Source organism: Anaerocolumna sp. AGMB13020 (genome assembly GCF_033100115.1).
In the GTDB taxonomy this organism is placed as follows: domain Bacteria; phylum Bacillota; class Clostridia; order Lachnospirales; family Lachnospiraceae; genus Anaerocolumna.
In genome coordinates, this window is sequence record NZ_CP136910.1 from 2384896 (window position 1) to 2405382 (window position 20487).

General features: G+C 39.7%; 15 protein-coding genes. 3 read left to right on the plus strand and 12 right to left on the minus strand.

Translation table 11 applies throughout. From position 1 onward, the window contains the following. Positions 1-185: 185 nt before the first annotated feature. Positions 186-1223 carry a glycoside hydrolase family 88/105 protein gene (locus R2R35_RS09465; protein ID WP_317734267.1) on the plus strand — a complete coding sequence of 346 codons (1038 nt, stop codon included), beginning with the start codon at positions 186-188 and terminating at the stop codon, positions 1221-1223. A 222-nt stretch (positions 1224-1445) separates the two neighbouring features. Continuing rightward, entirely contained in the window at positions 1446-3605 is a 2160-nt protein-coding gene (gene gnpA, locus R2R35_RS09470) for a 1,3-beta-galactosyl-N-acetylhexosamine phosphorylase (protein ID WP_317734269.1), read from the plus strand. A 186-nt stretch (positions 3606-3791) separates the two neighbouring features. On the opposite strand, the gene R2R35_RS09475 is transcribed toward gnpA, so the two are convergent. From R2R35_RS09475 to R2R35_RS09510, 8 genes are all read right to left on the minus strand, one after another. Beyond that, positions 3792-4904: a CAP domain-containing protein gene (locus R2R35_RS09475; protein ID WP_317734271.1), complete on the minus strand. Its 1113-nt coding sequence runs from the start codon at positions 4902-4904 to the stop codon at positions 3792-3794. A 145-nt stretch (positions 4905-5049) separates the two neighbouring features. After that, entirely contained in the window at positions 5050-6225 is a 1176-nt protein-coding gene (locus R2R35_RS09480; protein ID WP_317734272.1) for a cation diffusion facilitator family transporter, read from the minus strand. A 273-nt stretch (positions 6226-6498) separates the two neighbouring features. Then, positions 6499-8211: a sugar ABC transporter substrate-binding protein gene (locus R2R35_RS09485; RefSeq protein WP_317734273.1), complete on the minus strand. Its 1713-nt coding sequence runs from the start codon at positions 8209-8211 to the stop codon at positions 6499-6501. A 112-nt stretch (positions 8212-8323) separates the two neighbouring features. Continuing rightward, positions 8324-9256, minus strand: coding sequence for a carbohydrate ABC transporter permease (locus tag R2R35_RS09490; protein WP_317734274.1), 933 nt, complete (start codon positions 9254-9256; stop codon positions 8324-8326). Between the two features lie 9 nt (positions 9257-9265). Continuing rightward, on the minus strand, positions 9266-10216 hold the full coding sequence (locus tag R2R35_RS09495) for an ABC transporter permease (RefSeq protein ID WP_033164621.1): 951 nt from the start codon (positions 10214-10216) through the stop codon (positions 9266-9268). A 541-nt stretch (positions 10217-10757) separates the two neighbouring features. Continuing rightward, positions 10758-11150 (minus strand): DUF2752 domain-containing protein, encoded by a 393-nt coding sequence (locus tag R2R35_RS09500; RefSeq protein WP_317734275.1) that lies wholly within the window; start codon positions 11148-11150, stop codon positions 10758-10760. A 4-nt stretch (positions 11151-11154) separates the two neighbouring features. Further along, the gene (locus R2R35_RS09505) at positions 11155-11487 is read right to left on the minus strand and encodes a DUF4234 domain-containing protein (RefSeq protein WP_317734276.1); all 333 of its coding nucleotides are present in this window, start codon (positions 11485-11487) and stop codon (positions 11155-11157) included. A gap of 156 nt (positions 11488-11643) precedes the next feature. Then, complete coding sequence (locus R2R35_RS09510; RefSeq protein WP_317734277.1) at positions 11644-12966, minus strand: GNAT family N-acetyltransferase; 1323 nt, start codon at positions 12964-12966, stop codon at positions 11644-11646. Positions 12967-13148: 182 nt separating this feature from the next. Between R2R35_RS09510 and R2R35_RS09515 the strand changes: the two genes are divergently transcribed. After that, entirely contained in the window at positions 13149-13538 is a 390-nt protein-coding gene (locus R2R35_RS09515) for a RidA family protein (protein ID WP_317734278.1), read from the plus strand. Between the two features lie 198 nt (positions 13539-13736). Here the strand turns inward: R2R35_RS09515 and R2R35_RS09520 are convergent, their stop codons facing one another. From R2R35_RS09520 to R2R35_RS09535, 4 genes are all read right to left on the minus strand, one after another. Continuing rightward, on the minus strand, positions 13737-15227 hold the full coding sequence (locus tag R2R35_RS09520; RefSeq protein WP_317734279.1) for a serine hydrolase domain-containing protein: 1491 nt from the start codon (positions 15225-15227) through the stop codon (positions 13737-13739). A 373-nt stretch (positions 15228-15600) separates the two neighbouring features. Continuing rightward, positions 15601-16653 (minus strand): SGNH/GDSL hydrolase family protein, encoded by a 1053-nt coding sequence (locus R2R35_RS09525; protein WP_317734281.1) that lies wholly within the window; start codon positions 16651-16653, stop codon positions 15601-15603. 88 nt (positions 16654-16741) lie between these two features. Next, positions 16742-18493 (minus strand): ABC transporter ATP-binding protein, encoded by a 1752-nt coding sequence (locus R2R35_RS09530; protein WP_317734282.1) that lies wholly within the window; start codon positions 18491-18493, stop codon positions 16742-16744. 147 nt (positions 18494-18640) lie between these two features. Next, complete coding sequence (locus R2R35_RS09535; RefSeq protein ID WP_317734283.1) at positions 18641-20389, minus strand: ABC transporter ATP-binding protein; 1749 nt, start codon at positions 20387-20389, stop codon at positions 18641-18643. Positions 20390-20487: the final 98 nt, after the last annotated feature.

A 20487-nucleotide genomic window follows, 5' to 3' on the forward strand; every position in this document is an offset into this window, starting at 1 on the left:
ATATTTTTTCGTCTATTTCTCAAATTTTATTGATAATTTTATCTTAATTGGCCATATTCATTTGATATTATGATTGATTTTGCATAGTTTTATATGGTGAATGATTAGACAGATACAGATATCTCGACTAAGATATCCTTAGAAGCATTATAACTATCAGAAAATCTATAAGGAGCTGAAAATTAATGAAACCGGTATATGACAAAGAAGAACTTCTAAATAGAATGGACAGTATCGTTCATAAGACCATGTCCATGGATTTAACCTGGGATTGGCCCTGCGGCGTTGCTTATTATGGTGTTTGCAGAGCTTATGAAGCTACCGGCAAAAAAGAGTATTTGGATATGCTCATCCGCTGGACAGATGAGTATATAGAGCTTGGTCTTCCTGCCTGGACAGTTAACACCTGCGCCATGGGACATACCATGCTGACTCTGTACAAAGAAACACAGGAGCAGAAATATCTTGATATCATATTAAGCAAAGCAGAATATCTAACCAAACATGCTCTTCGTTTCGGTGAGAATGTATTGCAGCATACCGTATCTCAAAATAACGATTTCCCCGAACAGGCGTGGGCAGATACCTTATTTATGGCTGCTTTTTTCCTTCTTCGCGCAGGAAACATGTTAAATCGCCAGGACTTTATTGATGATGCGTTAAACCAGTATTACTGGCATATCAAATTTCTTCAGGATCCTTCTACCGGTCTCTGGTATCACGGTTACAGTCACGTGGCTAACAGCCATATGTCAGGCTTCTATTGGGGACGTGCCAATGCCTGGGCCGCTTACACCATGTCAAGGGTGAAGAGAGAGTTGAAAGAATGGTATCTTTATCCTCCCTGCATGGAAATTGAATGTGCTTTAAGAGATCAGCTGGCCGTTCTTAAATCTCTTCAGACAGAGAACGGTTTATGGAGGACTGTACTGGATGTAGAGGAAGCCTATGAAGAAGTGTCTGCTTCCTGTGGTATTGCAGCGGCTATGATCAACAACAATAACCCTTTGCATACAAAATATATTGATAAGGCTTATTATGGAATTCTTGAAAATATTTCAGAAGATGGACGTGTATTAAATGTTTCCGGTGGAACTGCTGTCATGAAAGATAAAGCGGGCTACCTTAATATTCCCAAGTCCTGGATGCAGGGTTGGGGACAGGGGCTTGCACTGGCTTTTTTTGCAGATATGCTGGAAACAAAGGACATTGATTTTAAGTAAAAGTTCGAAATTATAATGCTATGTAAGTTGAGTTACCGTTCTGCTTATTTCGGTGCCTGGTTTTTCACCTCTTTACTTTGACATCACGTAAACATATATACTGACTGAAAAAGTTGTGTTTAGGAATTTACTTTGCACCATTATAAACAATTAGAATTTATATCAACTTATACTGAAATAACGCATATTGAACCCAAGTTTATATGCAGGAAAGAGGTTACTATGAAAAATTCAGACAATTGGGGCAGCTTTACTCTTCCCGGCGAAGCAGGCTTTGAAGATCTTACATTGCAACTGGCAGAGAAATGGGGAGCTGATGTTATTCGTGACAGTGACGGAACTGTTCTTTCCCCTAAAATTACAGATGCTGGCTACGATATCTACTCCACGATCTGTATCATCAGAGATCACAACCAATGGGCCAGCGAAAATAAAGATAAACTTCAGCAGAGCTTTCTTATGACTGCACCTGTGGTCGCTACAACCGACAGTCTGACTATCTGTCTAATGAAAGATTATTTTAAGGAGCAGTTTCAAATTAACAGCCAGGTGGATTCCTTAAGATACTGGCAGGTCTTTGACCGTACAGAGAATAAGGAAGTACCAAGGGAACAATGGTATTATGAGTCCGGTTCAGATTCCGTTGTTATTACCAATATAAAACCAATGCATAAATACACTGTGAATTTCCTTGCCTTCCGAATCTGGGAGGAAATCTCCATGTATAATCACACTACAAATAACTGGAACAAAGAGCATCTGCTGCAGATAGATCCTGTTCACGAAGAGGTACAAAACTACCTTACCGACTGGCTCATAAACTGGTGCAAGGAACATCCAACCACCAATGTAGTGCGTTTTACTTCCCTTTTCTATAATTTTGCATGGATTTGGGGCAGCAGTAAACAGAATCCTTATCTTTTCTCTGACTGGGGTTCTTATGATTTTACCGTAAGTCCTAAGGCCTTGGATGGTTTCAGAGAAAAATACGGATACTCCCTGACCTCTGAAGATTTTATCAATATGGGCAAGCATATGGTTACACATATACCAGGAACCAAAGAGAAAAAAGACTGGATGGAATACATTCATGATTTCGTTATCAGCTTTGGGAAAAAATTAATTGATATCGTTCATTCTTATGGGAAGCTTGCTTATGTCTTCTACGACGACAGCTGGATTGGTTTGGAGCCTTACAGCAAACGTTTTGAAGAATTCGGTTTTGATGGTATCATTAAATGTGTCTTTTCCGGTTATGAATCCAGATTGTGCTCTGATGTAAAGGTTCCGGTACACGAACTGCGTCTTCATCCTTATCTCTTCCCCGTAGGCTTAAACGGAACACCTACCTTTATGGAAGGCGGAGAACCAACAAAGGAAGCTGAAAAATTCTGGATTAATATCCGCCGCGCACTTCTGCGTGCACCAATTGACCGTATCGGTCTTGGGGGATATCTGCATTTAGTTGAACCCTTCCCGGATTTTGTAGATTACATTGAAAAAGTTGCTGGTGAATTCCGTACCATAAAGAAACTTCATAGCGAAGGAACTCCTTTGGTCAAAAACCTTCGTATTGCAGTGCTTCATAGCTGGGGACACTTACGCTCTTGGACCTTGTCAGGACACTTTCACGAGACACATGTCCATGATTTGATACATATCAACGAAGCCTTATCCGGTTTCCCTTTTGCTGTTGACTTTATTGATTTTGAGGATGTAAAAAAAGGTGCTTTACAAAATTACGATGTGATAATCAATGCTGGTTCTGCCGGTTCTGCCTGGAGCGGCGGCGATGCCTGGAAAGATAACGTAGTCGTTGAGTTAATTACCAGGTGGGTATATGAGGGCGGTTCCTTTATTGGTGTAAATGAACCTTCCGCAACAGAAGGATATGATACCTTCTTCCGTCTCTCTCATCTGCTGGGTATTGATAAGGATACCGGTGCCAGAATCTGCCATGGCAAATGGACCTTTACGGAAGAAGCATCTGCACTCTGGCCAGACAATGCATTCCTTAAGTCCAAAGATGGTTTATATCTGACAGATGGTAAAGCGAAGGTATTGAAAGCGCAGGATGGTAATCCTCTGCTTACTACTTATCAATTTGGTGAAGGTAATGGCTTATATCTCTCCTCCTTCTCCATCAGCAGGGAAAACAACAAACTTCTGCTTAATCTCCTCCTTTCTTTGATGAAAGGAACGGATAAAGATACTTATATTTCAGATAACAAGAATACCGAATGTACTTATTTCCCTGCCAGCAAGACTTTATGCTTAATTAATAACAGTGATTCAGCTCAGGTTACTTCCGTGGCTACGGATTTCGGTGTTATTACTGCTGAACTTGGTCCTGCAGATATACAGATCATGACCCTTGCTTAGTCTGGAAGGAGTCGCTGTACGATAATTAAAAGAACCTGATTTCTTATAAGACAAATAGCCTCTGACCATTCCCTTTGATCAGAGGCTATTTTAAGCATCAGCCTATGGAAAGCAGGTTTCATTCACCTCTGGTATTCCTGCTATGCTGTCAGTTTTTGAGATAACAAAATAAACATTATAGGGTTATTAATCGGAAAATAGCTGTGTGCAATATACGGTACCGCTTACTTCATATACACCAATACCGATATGACTAAAATTAGTACTTAAGATATTAGCTCTGTGTCCAGAAGAATTCATCCAGGCATTCATTACTTTCTCTGGTGTATTATAGCCATAAGCAATATTCTCTCCAGCAGCATTTACACTTACATTATACTCTGTAAGAACAGTGCTCCAAGCTGTTCCATCAGGTCTGGTATGAGAGAAGGACTGTTTGATTTCTTTTGCACGTTTGTTAGCTGGCGCAACAAGTTCCTGTGATATAGAAAGAGGAGAAGCTCCTACCTTTGCACGTTCTTCATTCACAAGCTTTAGTACCTGGCTGGCAAAGCTGCTGTCATAATTGGTATCATCAGATGTACCTGTTGGTGTAGGTGTTGCGGTAACAGTACTTTCCTTTACTTTAGCTGATGCGATATCTGAATAAACACTATAATATTTTACATTCTTTAAAGTCTTGATTCCTCGAACTTTATAATAATAGGTTTTTCCAGCGGTCAGAGCTTTGTCCGTATAGCTTGTACCATTTGTAGTAGCTACATATTTATAACTTCCGTTCTGTGAAGCAGCACGGTAAACATTATATTTCTGTGCTCCGCTTATACCTGACCAGGCTACTGCTACCACTTTGTCTGTTTTACTGCTTGCTGTAATAGCTACTGGTTTTCTTAGGGTAGGGGATACCGCCAAAGCTGAAGAAGTTTTGCTATAGTAATTCTCACCGCTGATCTTCTTGTAAGCCTTCGCTTTATAATAGTAGCCAGCAGTTGAAGTAAGACCGGAGTCTTTGTAAGTTCCATTCGTTGTTTTGCCGATATATTTATAAGTTCCATTTGCACTGGCCGCCCTGTATATCTGATAGCCTGTCGCTTTACTAACATTTCCTGCTGTCAAGGTTACTGTAGTTGCAGTTCTGGAAACTGCTTTTAATGTGGGAGTTAATGATTTGATGGGATTAACGACTGCCGCAGAGGCTTCCTTGGGACTACTGGCATTATTTATATTAAAGTCCGGTGTTAATATGGATACCATCATCAGAGTTACTATAAGAATTGTTGATATGAAAAATCTTTTCATATATTTTTGCCCTCCTAATTGTTGTTCACAAGTAAGTTGCTTAATAAGATTAACATAACACACAAAGAGGGTCAACACACAGAATTTGGAAGGCAAAGGCTACAAAATACCCCAGGGGTTACCCCTGGGGTACATAATTACAAGTCTATTCACCTATAAAACTGTTGTCTATGGTGATAACAAGTTCATAGTTTTCGTTGATGGATTTTAGGGTTTCTTCAATCTTATGAAGTAGTTGCTCTTTCTCTTTTTCCCCATATGAATAGGGCAATACCATGTCAAAGATCAGTTTCAATTTGTCCTGTTCGTCTATAATACGGAAATCATGTATGGAAAGATCCGGTTCAATTTCTTTGATTACTGCAATTACTTCCATTTTCCTTGTCTGGCTCTCTTCATCCTCCAGATTTACAGGATCCACGTGAATTACAATAAAAATCTCCATTTCTCTTAAGATATCGCGTTCAATCTTATCAATGATTTCATGTACGCCTTCCAGATTTTCTTTCGACTCAACTTCCACATGAATCGTTGCCATTATATGAGAAGGTCCGTAATTATGAATTATCAGGTCATGACAACCCAGGATTCCTTTATAACTTTCCACTTTCTTTGTTATCCTGTCATAGGTTTCTTTATCGATAGCCTCTCCAAGCAGGGGTTCCAGGGTTTCTTTTGCTATATTAAAACCAGCCCATAATACTACCAATGAAACGATGGTACCCATCCAGCCATCAATTTTTAAACCTGTAAATTTGCCTATCAATATTGATATTATGGTAACCGTGGTTATTAAAACATCCCCAAAGGCATCTGTCCCTGTGGCTTTCAGTACAGAGGAATTAATCTTTTTTGCCATCTTCTGATTAAAAAATGCCAACCAGAGTTTTATAAGCACCGAGACTACCAATAAAATCAGAATACCCATGTGAAATAATACAGATTCAGGCTTTAATATTTTCCCGAATGCGCTTTTTAGACAGGTTAATCCCACCTGTAATACCAGGAAGGCAACTATAAAAGCAGCAATATATTCTGACCTGCCATGTCCGAAGGGATGCTCCTTATCTGCAGGTTTCTGTGAAAGCTTCGTCCCTACAAGGGTAACGATGGCGGAAGCTGCATCAGATAAATTATTAAAAGCATCTGCCGTGACAGATATACTGTTTATCACAAATCCACCGATTAATTTAATTAGAAACAGAAATATATTGCAGATTACCCCAATATAGCCGGAAAGCATGCTATAAGCTCCCCGTACTTTTGCATTGCTGGTATTCTTATAATCTTTCACAAAATGTTTTAAAAGAAATTCGGTCATTCAGATCCTCCAAATCGATATGGTAATATTTTATATATTACCATATTTATAAAGGAAATACCAGTGAGCTGAAATTTTACTGTCTGACCTAGGCTGAAATTTTACTGTCTGACCTAAGTTCACCATCCCCGGTTAAAATGTCGTTAAACTGATATCATCTGCTGTTCAATTCCAATTTACAGCGGTTATTTTAGAGCAGCCTGTGGTTGACAAAAGAGGGACACAGCCTTGCAGGAAGCAAGGCTGTGTCCCTCAAAAGTAATCTATTTGTTATTATTTCTGATTGTCAGGTAATTTTGTACTGTTACCATCCTGATAAGCCTGTAATCTCTGGTTCATTACTTCTTCATATCCGGCTTTTAAATACTCTTCTGCATATTTCTTATAAAGAGCATCGAACTCTTCTGGTTTACACATGGTAAGCTTATCGCGGTACTCTTTGTATTTCTCCTGTAAAACTCCGCTGAATTCAGTTTCTGCTTCAATGGGTACTGAGAAGATTACATCCAAGATACCATAACCTGACTCTGCCAACTCTTTCTGCTGATAGTATACATTAATGATATCCTGTGTGAAATCCTGAGGTAATCCCTGAGGAGCGGAGGTCTTAATGATATCTTCAATGGTACCGGCATTTTTCGTTGCAGTTACGATACACCAGTAGTCAACACTGTTATTGTAACCCTGTTTCTTGTCTCCTGCATAATCTGCAACAGATACAGGAAGATTTGTTGTTGTATCAACAGTGTAATTCTCGCCTTCTATACCCCACTGCATTGTGAAAAGTACATCTTCCTGGCTCATCCATTCCATATACATCCAAGCTGCTTTAATCTCATCTGCAGATGCAGTTGAGGAGAATCCAACGATCATACCAAAGGGATTGTTTGTACGGTATGCAGGAACAGTACCGCCTGCTTCATCAACTACACCCATAGGAGCGACAGCCAGTTCAGCACCAGGATTCTGCTCATAGAAGGATTTTAACCAATCCATGTTTGTAGAAATATAGCCGCCATAGGAATAAGAGGATCCGTTAATAAAGTTTGATTTGTCTGTTTCTGTATCTATAATGTAGTATTCAGGATTTGTAAAGCCTAAATTATAGTCTTCATTTTCTCTCTGAAGTAATTTATAGTTTGCATCTGAACCAAGCTGAGGAATATTTACATCCCCTAATTTTGCCCATTCTTCTTCATTCTGAGGATATGTTCTAAATGCATAGTTCTGATCAGAACCAACACCTGTAATCATAGCGCCACCCTTAGGATTCTTTGCAAGGCCAGCTTCTTTGATCTTTGTCATAGCATCTACATACTCAGCGCGAGTTAAAGGAACATGATCGTATCCAACCTGTTTCAACCAGTCCATACGAACGAAAGTCTGGAAGGAGTAGTTCGTATCATAATAAGGTCTTGCACCTAAAGCAAAATAGGTCTCTCCGTTCATGGAGGAGTAAGCAAGCTGATCACTTTCTACCATTCTGTTGTAGTAATTAGGAGCTACCTTTGCAAAATCGTCCATGCTGAAGGTTGTTAAGTAACCTTCATTTGCCCACTGTGATGTCTTAGGATAATCATACTCCATTAAGATTGTAGGAAGTTCCTCAGATGAAGCTAATAAAGCATAATCTGTCATAACATCAGTACGTGTGATAGGTACATATTCAACTGTTACATTGTATTTGTCACCAAAGTTCTCTTGAATCCATTTTGTCCAATAGTTATCGTTTACAGTAGGTACACCCTCTACACCTCTGTCGTATACGGGTATCTTTAATGTAACATTTTCTGCAAATGCAGTATAACCCTCAATACCAGCTACATCGGTAGTTCCTTCACCTTCACTGCCAGTTGCTTCTGTGGTAGGTGTTGTCTGGTTTACTGTCTCCCCATTTTTGTCATTTGACTTACTGCAGCCTGCCAGTGAACCGAATATCATAGTAGCTGCAAGCATTAAAGCCACAACTTTGTTAAGTTTTTTCACAATAATTCCTCCTTCTTTATTTAGAAAATGTATATATAAATCTGCGAACCGCTCATGAGCCGGTCACAGAATTCATATCCCCAATAAACTAATCAATCATTTATTAGTCTTATCAGCCTTTTACCGCACCAACCATAACACCTTTTACAAAGTACTTCTGTAAAAACGGATAGATACAAATAATTGGTATCGTTACAAACATAATAGCTGCTGCCTGAAGTACCTCAGGCGTACTTGTTACCGCTGCCGCTTCAGAAAGGGTCGTTGTCTGTGCCTCTGTGGCTGACGCTACCATCTGATACAGCTTGTATTGGATAAGTTTTAATGTTTCTGTTTTGATATAGAATTTATTATCCGCATACTGATTCCAGCGTCCTACTGCATAGAAGAGAGACAAGGTAGCCAAAATCGGTTTGGATAAGGGAATAACGATTCTTCCTAATATCTGAAAATTAGTTGCGCCATCCAGGAAAGCAGATTCCTCTAAACTGTCAGGAATATTTGACTGGAAGTAGGTTTTCATAATAAGCATATTGTAAGGTGAATATATCAGGGGCAGAATCAGAACCCACATGGTATTAAGCATATTCAAATCTTTCATAAGCAGGTAGGAAGGAATCAGACCTGCACTGAAATACATAGGAAACATAAGCAGGAAGGTAAAGAAGGTTCTTCCCTTTAATCTTTTCTTGGACAGCGGATAGGCTGCACAGATACAGCAGATCATACCAAGAAGAGTAAACAAAGCTGTTACAAAAATACTATATATCATGGAATATACCATGGAACCATCACGGAAAATGGATGCATATGCGTCTATATTAAATCCTTTTGGCCATAGATAAACCTGCTTTGCTAATACAAAAGAGTTTTCTGAAATCGACTTTGATGCAAGATGTAAAAACGGCAGAATACAGGTTGCACATAGGATAACCAGTACGAACATAATCACTGCATCACTTACTCTGAATTTATTGATTGCCCTGCTGCCGTCAGAGTGTCCTTCTTCTTTATGCATTGACTTTTCTTTTTTCTTAGACATCATACTTTCCTCCTAAATTAATCCGTCTTCACCAAGCTTCTTGGCTACTTTATCTGCCAATAGTACCAGCATAAGACCTACCAGGGACTGGAACAGACCCACCGCCGTTGACTGACTGAATTTACCGCCGCCAAGACCTTTTTCATATATGTAAATCGCAAGCTGGTATTGAAATTCTCGAACCTGTGAATTACCGAATACGTCAAGACGTTCAAAATTACTTCCCATGATACGTCCTAAGTTCATGATTAATAAAGTTACAACCGTGCCTTTAATACCCGGCAGTGTTATATGCCACATTCTTTTCCATCTTCCGGCACCGTCAATCATAGCAGCTTCATATAATTCACCGCTGACACCGGATATGGCAGCAAGATAGATAATGGTACCCCAGCCCATTCCATACCAGACACCAATCATCAGGTAAGTAACTGCCCAATTCCACTTTTCAGTCAGGAATGGTATTCCTTCCTGGATGAGTCCCATATTCTGCATTACTACATTTACGAGACCAGTACTGGGTCTGAACATTGTATAAGCTACACTTCCGATAATTACCCAGGATAAGAAATGGGGAAGGTAAAGTATCGTCTGTGATATTCTCTTAAATTTTGGAAATCTTAATTCATTTAGCATTAATGCCAGAATAATTGGCACTGGGAAACTCACTAAAAGATCCAAGAGGTTAAACGATATGGAATTTCGAAGTGCTCTTATGAAATCCGCATCCTTAAAAATTTTGATAAAAGTCTCAAATCCGACCCACTCACTGCCTGCGTACCCTTTAGCTGGTTTATAATCCATGAAAACCATCCGCAAACCTGGATAAGCTGCATAATTAAAAATAATTACCATTAACAACGGTAACAAAAGCAACAGATATAATTGCCAGTCCCTCTTAAAAGCAGTTTTTAAGGTACCCTTATTTTTAATCTTGGGTATGGCCGATTTATTCTTTTCCATCTTTTTAACCTCCTATGATTTCTGTCAAAGCTTTTCTCGTCATTTTATATATTTTTTTCTAACTTGTAAGTATATTATTATATATTTTGATGTTGATTTCTAATCAATACTTTTTTAAAACAATGCAAAAACGACTTATTATTTTTGCTATTAACGAAAGTTTATGATTATTTTATTTCTTTTCCTGGAATATCTTCTAATCATTCAAGGGAATTTGCACAGAAAAATTTTACACTTTCACATTTTTCCCGACAATATTATTTATACACAACAATTATCTAAAATGTTTTAGATTAAATAATAGTTGATAGTTAGCAATCGTGGCATATATTGATATATTTAAACATAGAATTAACTCACTGCCATATTCTCATGAAAATGAATTTCCTGACAAAAGAGAAATATTGTTGTCAGGGCGATATATATGGCAGAATAGTCTGCCATAACATAAAAGAAGAAGTTTCAGAGTTAGTCTGAAACTTCTAAACATAAAGAAACCGGGCTGCTTCTTAAATAGGCGCCCGGTTTCTTATTTACCGCATTATGGTCTTAGATAAGAGAAATACGGTATATTTCTCAGAATACCAAATGCAATCACTCCCACCAGCATTATCCCTGTGACAATCTGCTCTGTTCTGGTGGTACTTCTCTTTATCCCTTTTATATACCGAATAAGGTATTTTATTAAGATTATGACCAAAAAAGGCAGCATAAGAAACAATGCTTCATTACTCCGAAACGCTGCCGTAAAGCGGCCCTCTATCAAAGCTGCTGCCAAACGTGTGGAGCCGCAGCCCGGACAATAAAAGCCTGTTACCAGTCGAAATACACAGGGTATATAAAGGCCTGTGTATTTTCCAAAAAGATAATATGCCATCCCGATTATACCAAGAAGGGAGCTATAATAAATAACTTTGTGTAATCTTTCTTTCATTTAATTAATCCAATTGATTTAATTCATGCTGAATCAGCGCATATGTTATGATACCACCGAAGAGATATAACAACAGATATAATACACCGCTGTTGGAAGAAATTAAACCTCTCTTCTGCTTTGCAAGGTCAAGTTTCTCACCTCTTCTGTATGCCCAGTAAAGTCCATAGATTCCGCAAGTAATAAGTACAAGTAAATATGCGGCAATACCTGATGTATCCGGTTCATCAGCTGCTTCATTTGTCTCATTTGTAAGACAAATAAACCAATAGATGCCGTAAATACCACAGGTAATTAGAGTAAATATGATGCACAGTGCAATGTTTCTCCTAATCATTTGATTCACCTCCCATTTCTTACCCAATATTATACGCTCCGCAGTCCCTTTTTTATTGAATTGTACTGCAACCAAGCTTTTTTATTATATAAATATTTATAGTTATTGTAAACCCCAAAAATCGTCAAATGATTCCATTTTATTAGTTTTTTTATTTTAACAGCAGTCTACAGGTATAGCCGTTAAAGGAAGGGGAAACCAACTGTTGACACAGTTTAACTTGTCAACTGCAAGACCCGCTGTATAGTCTGTTAATCCGTAGCTGCCTACTTGGGATAATAGTAGTCTGGTTGCTGTAAGTTCTGTCATGGAAAAATCAGCTTCTTTTGAACTCTTATGTACAGAGGGCACACTTCCCTTCACTTTTAACTCATATACACATTCTCCTATTCCTATTCTTAAGACGCCATCTATAAGATGCATAAGATGGGATTTCAGTTCTAAGAAAGCTAGAAGAACCTGCTTCCAGTTAAATATCCTATAGCTTTCACAAGTTGTTATTTGACAGGACTCCGCAATATCTTGCAGATAATTGATCTTATTAAGATCATAAGGAGCAGCCAATAGACGAAACTGCTCTTTTCCTGTATAAGCAAATAATGCTTTTAAAACAGCAGAATAGTGTTTCTTATCGGCAAGCAGCAATTCTGGTATCCAGCCGTCAGAGTTCATTGTCAGATAACCACTAAACTCATAATTAACAATTATCCCATAGGGAACACATTTCCAGGTGCTTAAGATATCGTAAAAATCCTCCCGGCTTCTATGAGCATACACCGGCTGTGCTGTATAGAAGAAATATGCTTTATCCAGCAGTTCTTCCGTTGTCAGGGGCACAATCTTAACAGGGGTACTGTCGGTATGTGTGAGACCATGTCGTGCATTATCTGAAGTCAAACGAAATTCCAGCTGTAATCCTGAGGGTTCAAAACCAAAATATTCATATCGTTGTCTCTGACCACCTAAAAACACATATTGGTAACCTTGATTTTTAATATCTGTCATTACTTCCTTCATGAGCTGCTTCATATAACCTTTGTTCCTGGCATAGGGATGGACTGATACCATACCGATACAGCAGGCTTTGATTCCATTACCGTATATACTATATTCTATGGGCATGGTGCAGATTAAAGCTTTGATTTTATCCTCTTCTTTTACCAGATAATGAATACCTGCATTATTTCTGCTGTCGCCATAAAGTTTGGGGAGTAGTTTCTTAAAGTCATGAGGCCTCTCGTTCTGACTGAATACATAATTAATAAAGTCTATGATCTCTTCATTTTCTTCCGGAATAGCTTTTCTGCATTGAATCATTTGTTTGGCAATCCTTTCTTTTGTACGTTTTACATCCTTATTTTTATAGTTCCCTGCAATAAATACTTCCGATTGTAATATAAATCGGGTGTATTCGTTGTTTTTGCATTGTCTTTCCTCTTTTACCTCTATTACTATATCTTTTTCCCTATATCTTTTCAATTCTTTCTTGTTAAGTTTCCTTATTACTATGTATTTGATATCACTCCAAATAATTTTTCTTTACATTACAGGTATTATATAGTAATCTTAAGTCAAATTTTTGTCCATTAATCTATAGTTATGCTACTATGATTGGGGAATATTAATTAACATCAGAAAAGAATGACGGAGGACTTTAAATTATGAAAACCTATAGAAACCCAGAAAATATTCATGGACCACTCGCTGCTTATACCCATCAGATCGAGGTTACGGGACAGACACGCTGGCTGGTGCTTTCCGGGCAGGTTGGCAAAGACCTGAAAGGAAACATCCCGGAAGACCCTATCCTGCAGATCGAACTTGCGTTAGAGAATATTATAAAGAACCTGAAAGCGGCAGACATGGAGGTAAAGGACCTTGTAAAACTAGTGTTTTATCTGGTAGGTGATACTGATAATACAAGACGGCGAGATACAATTTCTAAAGTGTTAAAGGAGCATATGCCTTGCATGACCGTATTGTACGTCGCAGGATTGGCTTCCCCTTCTTTAAAAGTAGAAATTGATGCCTGGGCATGTGCAGACGTTTAAACCACCTTATAATGTTTAATGACAGTCTCTAAACAAATTCACTCTGTTCAAATGATTGAACATCCCGGCTTTCCTTCCTGCACCGGCTTTGATACACAGTGCCGGTTTCACATGCAATGTAAAACTGCTCGCTTTCACCACACTGTATCAACAGCTAGCATTAAAAGATTTATACAGGAAAGCCAAGGGGTTGTTTTTTTATAGCAGTCGCCCTCCTGAGGCGAAGCCATCATACAGTGCTAAAAACGGCTCTATCCCTTTTTTCATTGCGATGGTAATAGTATTATCCTCAAATGTAAAGCTCATATTTACGCTGGAAAAACATTCGTCTATAATGCTGGTACGAATTTGGAGCGTATTCTCCGTTACCCAGGCAGCAGAAGAAATACAATCATACTCCGTATCCGGAAATTTCTGTTGTTTCATACTTCCAAATCCGAACTCCAGCTGATGGGTTCCGGTAGGATTCGTATAAAGAAAGCTTCCTTCCTTCTCCCCGTTCTGTAACTTAAAGCAGCAACTTGATAGAAGCATGGGATTATCCCCCAGCTCATAAATACTGCCATTGATGTCAGGAACTATGGCACAGGTGCTTAAGCCTTCCACCGTACTGACCTTAAGAGTCCTTAGCGTCTTAAGCAGCTTATCATTATGAAGGGCATCTTCCGTCAAAGGCATCTGTTCTCTGTCTTTTAAATAAGGCAGTATCTGATGCCATAAGGCTTCATAGATACCCTGCACTCCATTTGGTACGGATAAGGTATCCGCTACCGTTACCAGCATAAAATCATACTCTGGAAGGCATATAGCAAGCTGTCCGCCTATACCGTATAAAGCAAAACCGTTGTTTCTGCATCTCCAGAACTGATATCCATAGCCCTGCTGTTCTTCAATAACCGGCTGCAGGCAGGTGCTGATTTGAAAAGAAGTGGCTTCTTTCAGATAATCAGCAGGCAACAGCTGTACTCCCTGGTACACTCCCTTATTCATGCAGGTATAGGCTACTTTGGTGAGGTCCCGTACCGTACAGAGTAATCCAGACCCGCCTTGGCTGACACCTACAGGATCCTTAAGAATCTTAATCCCTTTAGAGCAGCCAAGGGGAATCAGAAGCTTCTCCTTCAGATAATCTAACATCGCCTTGCCGCTCAGACGTTCTACCAGGGCCGCCAGTACATGGGAGGAGGAGGTATCATAACAGAAGCACTTTCCCGGATATCGATTGGGCTCTACCACAAAAAAAGTCTTTACCCAATCATCTATTTCCAGCTGTTTAAAAGTGGTATACCTATGCGGTGTTGCCATTAGGAGCATATCTCTTATGGTAGTCATTGCAAGATAGGGATGGACCTCTCCTTCCGGCAGCTTGTCCGGAAAGTAATCACAGATAGGGTCGCTAAGGGAGAGTTTCCCTTCCTCCTGTAATAATCCTATCGCCAGAGAGGTAAAACTTTTTGTAACGGAGTATACTCTATGCTCAAAATCCACATGAAAAGGTGCATAGTATCCTTCCGTAAAAACTTTACCACTTTTCATCATGGAAAAGCCATGGATGCAAAGGCCTTCCTTTTTAAGCTCATCAATAAATCCCAGCACCGCTTTAGAGGGTATACCAACACTCTCCGGTGTAGCAATTTTATTAAAAATATCATCGCTTAGACAAGTACTTAAATGCTTTGAATTTTTCATGGAACTCCCTTTCTCTTCTCCGTTAAATACATACATACCCTTCCGTTACAGAACCGATATAGCATTCCCTGGTCTTCGTTTTGATGTACACCCTTTGTTTGATGAAACATGACCCGGTCACCAAAAAGCCTGCTTCCTTTTCAAAGAGCAAACACGAAAGAACAAACTTTCCATATTATTTTATAATATTTCTCAACAAATTCCAAGTCCTGGAGATAGGATCGTACTTTCTTATTTATCTGTCATATTACAAACAGATTAGAAACACAAGCACACATCGAAAAAGGAAATGAAAAGGGCCGCCAGTGTTTAAAACAGTCTGGCGGTCCTTTATTCTACCGGGCCTTCTTTTTATCCCGCATTTCTTTGTCTGTTACCAGTTCATGATATTACGGATCTCTTTTGTCAGCTTATCCGCCATCTTTTTATGGGTAGTCTTGGAGGGATGCCAGTCGGAGCCGATACCGTCTTCTTCTTTCTGTACCTCAAAGGCCATGGAATAGATTTCTTCCTCCCCTTCTCTTCTCAGAAGCTCTACCTGACGCTCTACTTCAGGATACAGTTCCTGCCCCATAGCTCCAAGGGTGCACAGTATTCTGGCACCGGGATTATAGCTTCTTACTTCTTTTACGAATCGGTAATATTCTCTTCCAAAGTCTTCTATCCTCTTTGCTGCCCCTTTGGTATAGCTGGAATCATTGGTTCCAAGATTGATTATGATGCAGTGAGGAGTATACTTCTTAAAATTCCAAATTTCCGGTTCCTGCTTCTTAAATGCAAGATCTGCTGCCTTGTCTGTGTAAGGATACATCCCCGGCATCAGCCAGTCCGTATTAGGCTCCTCCTGATCTGTCCAGCTGGATATGATTCCAATACCACTCCAGGATATTAAATGGTAATCTGCCTCCAGGTTTCTTGCAGTTAGTGCTGCATATGCATCCCATGGATTCTCCTGGTCTGTATGAAAGATATCCGTATTCCAGACTCCCTCGTTTCCATAACCGCAGGTAATGGAATCACCTATGAATTCAAGCCTTCTTTCACTTGTATCTGCAGGCTTTGGCAACTCCTCGCTATCAGTTATAATTTCTTTGATACCGACTCTTCCAAAAGCTGCTTCTGAATACTTTACCAGACGTATCCTGGTCTCTTTCACTGTACTTCCTTTATAAAGCATATAAGTTTCTTCTTCCTGTAACAAAGGAAAACGTTTTGAAGGAATATCTTCGTCATCTATGAATACAGCAACCCAGGCTTTCAGCTTATCTTCATAATTTCCGGAGTCTGTCCATAACACTGCTTCTGCACAGGTTCCGGTAAAAATAAATTCTATGGCAGAGCAGGAATAATTCAAATAACGGATATTATCATACCATAAAGTTCGTCCCATAACTTTTACATATTTCTCATCTGCTGTAAACTTCATATTCGGCTCCCATCTGCGTGTAACACGCACTCTTTCATGTTTTTTCCCATATAGACTCTGCCTGCAGACAACGATAACCTGACACCGTCTACAGCTGCAGCTCATACAGCTTTCTATAGATACCATTCTGATTCAGCAATTCCTGATGATTTCCGCTTTCCCGTAATTTCCCCTTATGCATTACCATTATAACGTCAGCATGCTGAATAGTAGAAAGCCTGTGGGCCACCATAATGGTTGTCCTGCCGGTCATAAGCTTTTCAAGGGCTTCCTGAATCAGCTGCTCTGTCTCCGTATCAATGTTCGCGGTGGCTTCATCCATCACCAGAATAGAGGGATCAAAGGCCAGGGTCCTGGCAAAGGATAAAAGCTGCCTCTGTCCGGCAGAGAGAGTACTTCCTCTTTCCGTTACTGCCTCTGCATAGGTATTGTTTAATTCTTCAATGAAATGATCTGCTCCCACATACCGGGCAGCTTCTACAATTTCTTCGTCACTGATATTGTCATTTTTCAATCTTATATTACTCTTGATATCACCGGTAAACAGGAATACATCCTGCTGTACCTGCCCGATGGCACTTCTCAGCTGATCCGTATCCATCTCTTTAATATCTACACCGTCAATGGTAATACGCCCTTTTTGTATATCATAATACCTGCCGATCAGATTCAGGATAGAAGACTTTCCGGCACCGGTAGCACCTACAAAGGCTGCTCTCTGACCGGGTTCAATCACAAAACTTACATCCTTTAGTATCCAGTTCTCTTCTTCATATGCAAACCATACATGTTCGAATTCAATTTTCCCCTTTACTTCTGACAGAACTGCAGGTTTCTCCGGATTTACTATCATAGGTTCCTCATCCAATATGGTGAAGATCTTCTCCGCACTGGCCATGGCAGACTGCAATGTACCAATCTGCTCGGAAAGCTCCTGAATCGGTTCAAAGAAGGAACCGATATACTGTATGAATATATATAAGGTACCGATAGTAAGCATCTCATTGATTACGGAGGAACCTCCCAGACCAATGATAATGACCATAGCAATTACTGAAAGGAAATAAATGGACGGACGAAAGATTGCAAATACCATCATCTCCTTGAAATTAGCCTTCAGCAGATCCTTGCTCTTCGCTTCAAACTCTCTTTGTTTTTCCTTTTCCCTGGCAAATATCTGAATAACCTTCATTCCGGATAAATGCTCTGACAGATAGGTATTAATCGTCGTTAACCTTGTTCTTACCTGACGGTAGGTCTTTCTTGATATGTAAGTAAACAATGAGGTTAGTCCGATAATCAGAGGTATCAGCAGAAAAGCATACAGGGACAGCCTGATATTTAAGCTTAACATGACAATTGCCAGTCCGATGATCTTAATAATGTTCTTTATGAGCTTTACCAGGATATTTGCATACATTTCATTCAGGGCTTCCACGTCATTGGTAACCCTGGTCACAATTCTTCCCACAGGCGTAATATCAAAAAATCTTAAGGACAATTTCTGTATATGTTCAAATACTTCCTGTCTGATATTATAAATAATATTCTGTCCTGTAAGGGATAAGATCCAGGTCTGAAGAAAATTACAGAAAAAGCTTAAAAGCAGTACAATGAAATAAATAAAGGCTATATGCTTTACTCCGTCAAAATTCTTTTTGGCTATAAATTCATCGATAACCTGTCCCACCAGTATGGGACGATATAGTTCCAGGCCTGTAATACATAAAACCAGCACCAGAGAAAAAAGTATCAGATGCCAGTAAGGTTTTGCATAAATCAGCAGTCTCTTAAGGACACTGCCTTTGCTTTTGCTGCTGTATTCCAATGATTCTTCCATGTTCTCCTCCATTCCTGCTCTCGTATTTTGCGCTTATAAATGTGACTTAAAGAGATTCAGCCACAAATTTAAGGCTGATATTCCGATGAGTCAACCTGTCCCCCAGAATTTACCTACTAAGGAGCACAAAATAGGCTTATTGCGACATTATACCGCCTCCAGCTGTTTCTCCAGCTGCTGCTTCTCATACATTCTTGCATAGATACCGTCTAAAGCAAGCAGTTCCTCATGGCTTCCGTACTCAGCCATCTCTCCGTTCTCAAGTACCAGTATCTTATCTGCATTCTGAACAGTGGATATACGATGTGCAATCATGATGGTGGTTTTACCGATACGGTCACGTTTTAAGTTCGATAGAATTTCCTCTTCCGTATTGGTATCTACTGCAGAAAGAGCATCGTCCAGAATAAGGATAGGTGCATCTTTCAGCAGGGCTCTCGCTATGGAACTTCTCTGTTTCTGACCACCGGAAACAGTTACTCCTCTTTCTCCTACCAGCGTATCATACTGCTGGGGAAACTCAATAATATTATCATGAATACAGGCAGCTTTCGCTGCTTCCTGTACCTTATTCAAATCGTTATCCAATGCCCCGAAAGCTATGTTATTACGAAGGGTATCTGAGAACAGGAAATTATCCTGAGGTACATAGGCAATATTTTCACGAAGGGTTTTCAAGGGAATCTTATTTATATCATACCCGTCTAAGGAAATCATCCCCGGCTCTGCATTATATAAACGGAGGAGCAGGTTCGCAATGGTAGATTTCCCCGTTCCGGTTCTTCCAAGGATAGCAAGGGTAGAACCTTTTTCCACCTCAATGCTTATCCCCTTAAGGACCTCAGGTGTTACTGCTGTAAAAGCAAAGGACAAGTCCTGGAACCTTATATTACCTTCAAGTTTATGAATGGGCAGAACTTCCTCCCCGTCAAATACCTCCGGCTTCTCTTTAAAGATCTGCTGAATCCTCTTTGCCGAAGCGATTCCCTGAGAGATAAAGGTTATACTGTCACCGGCTGCCAGCATTGGCCATACCAGCATGCCTACATACTGATTAAAGGCTATAAAGCGTCCCAGGGTAATCTCTCCCTGTATTACCAGATAACCGCCGTAAAGCAGGGTAATAAGGCTGGATACTCCGATAATTATATCCAGCAAAGGATATTCAATTGCCTGAAGCTTCACAACACCAAGATTCTTCTGTTTATTCTCTTTATTGGCTGCCGCAAAGCTCCTGATTTCTTTTCTCTCCTGGACAAAGGCTTTCACCACCCTTACTCCGGAGATGCTTTCCTGAACCATATCAGACAATCCAGAGAAAGCCTCCTGCTTCTCGGTAAACCTTTTCTCAATAGCCCTGCCATAGATTACACCACCAAGGGCAATAAAGACAAGGGGAATGGAAGCAAGTAAGGTCAACTTTAAGTCAACATGCAGTATCATCTTACACAGAACCATAATGGTCATGATGATTGCATCAAAGGCACAGATGACCGCAGGTCCCGTTGCCATTCTGATTGCATTGAGATCATTGGTAAAATGAGCCATCAGATCCCCTGTTTTATTCTTATTATAATAACCCATGGACAGTGTCTCCAAATGGGCAAACATACCGTTTCTCAAATCATATTCTACTTTTCTGGCGGAACCAAAGATAAAATATCTCCAGCCAAACCTTCCAAGCGCCATAATAAAGCCTACACAGAGAATTTTAATGATTCCGGCCAAAAGACCTTCCATTCCCAAAGTTTTCGCTTCCAGTCCGTCTGTAATATCCCCGGTGAACTGGGGAATGTACAGACTGGCTATATCTACAACAAAAAGGGTAATAACCCCAAGAAGATAAGACAGCCAGTATTTTTGTATGTGTTTTATAACTCTGTTACGTTCTTTCATCCCTAATGTCCTCCCTCCGATTCTGCACATCCTTTTATTATGTAGTATTTTCTCAGAGATTTCAAGATGAATTTAAACATCAGGGTGTAGGCAGCTTT

Excerpts from the sequence above, each read along its gene's own strand:
- R2R35_RS09530 (WP_317734282.1), bottom strand. The coding sequence starts at position 18,493 with ATGGAAGAATCATTGGAATACAGCAGCAAAAGCAAAGGCAGTGTCCTT.
- R2R35_RS09490 (WP_317734274.1), bottom strand. The coding sequence starts at position 9,256 with ATGATGTCTAAGAAAAAAGAAAAGTCAATGCATAAAGAAGAAGGACAC.
- R2R35_RS09495 (WP_033164621.1), bottom strand. The coding sequence starts at position 10,216 with ATGGAAAAGAATAAATCGGCCATACCCAAGATTAAAAATAAGGGTACC.
- gnpA (WP_317734269.1), top strand. The coding sequence starts at position 1,446 with ATGAAAAATTCAGACAATTGGGGCAGCTTTACTCTTCCCGGCGAAGCA.
- R2R35_RS09525 (WP_317734281.1), bottom strand. The coding sequence starts at position 16,653 with ATGAAGTTTACAGCAGATGAGAAATATGTAAAAGTTATGGGACGAACT.
- R2R35_RS09475 (WP_317734271.1), bottom strand. The coding sequence starts at position 4,904 with ATGAAAAGATTTTTCATATCAACAATTCTTATAGTAACTCTGATGATG.
- R2R35_RS09465 (WP_317734267.1), top strand. The coding sequence starts at position 186 with ATGAAACCGGTATATGACAAAGAAGAACTTCTAAATAGAATGGACAGT.
- R2R35_RS09505 (WP_317734276.1), bottom strand. The coding sequence starts at position 11,487 with ATGATTAGGAGAAACATTGCACTGTGCATCATATTTACTCTAATTACC.
- R2R35_RS09520 (WP_317734279.1), bottom strand. The coding sequence starts at position 15,227 with ATGAAAAATTCAAAGCATTTAAGTACTTGTCTAAGCGATGATATTTTT.
- R2R35_RS09480 (WP_317734272.1), bottom strand. The coding sequence starts at position 6,225 with ATGACCGAATTTCTTTTAAAACATTTTGTGAAAGATTATAAGAATACC.
- R2R35_RS09535 (WP_317734283.1), bottom strand. The coding sequence starts at position 20,389 with ATGAAAGAACGTAACAGAGTTATAAAACACATACAAAAATACTGGCTG.
- R2R35_RS09500 (WP_317734275.1), bottom strand. The coding sequence starts at position 11,150 with ATGAAAGAAAGATTACACAAAGTTATTTATTATAGCTCCCTTCTTGGT.
- R2R35_RS09515 (WP_317734278.1), top strand. The coding sequence starts at position 13,149 with ATGAAAACCTATAGAAACCCAGAAAATATTCATGGACCACTCGCTGCT.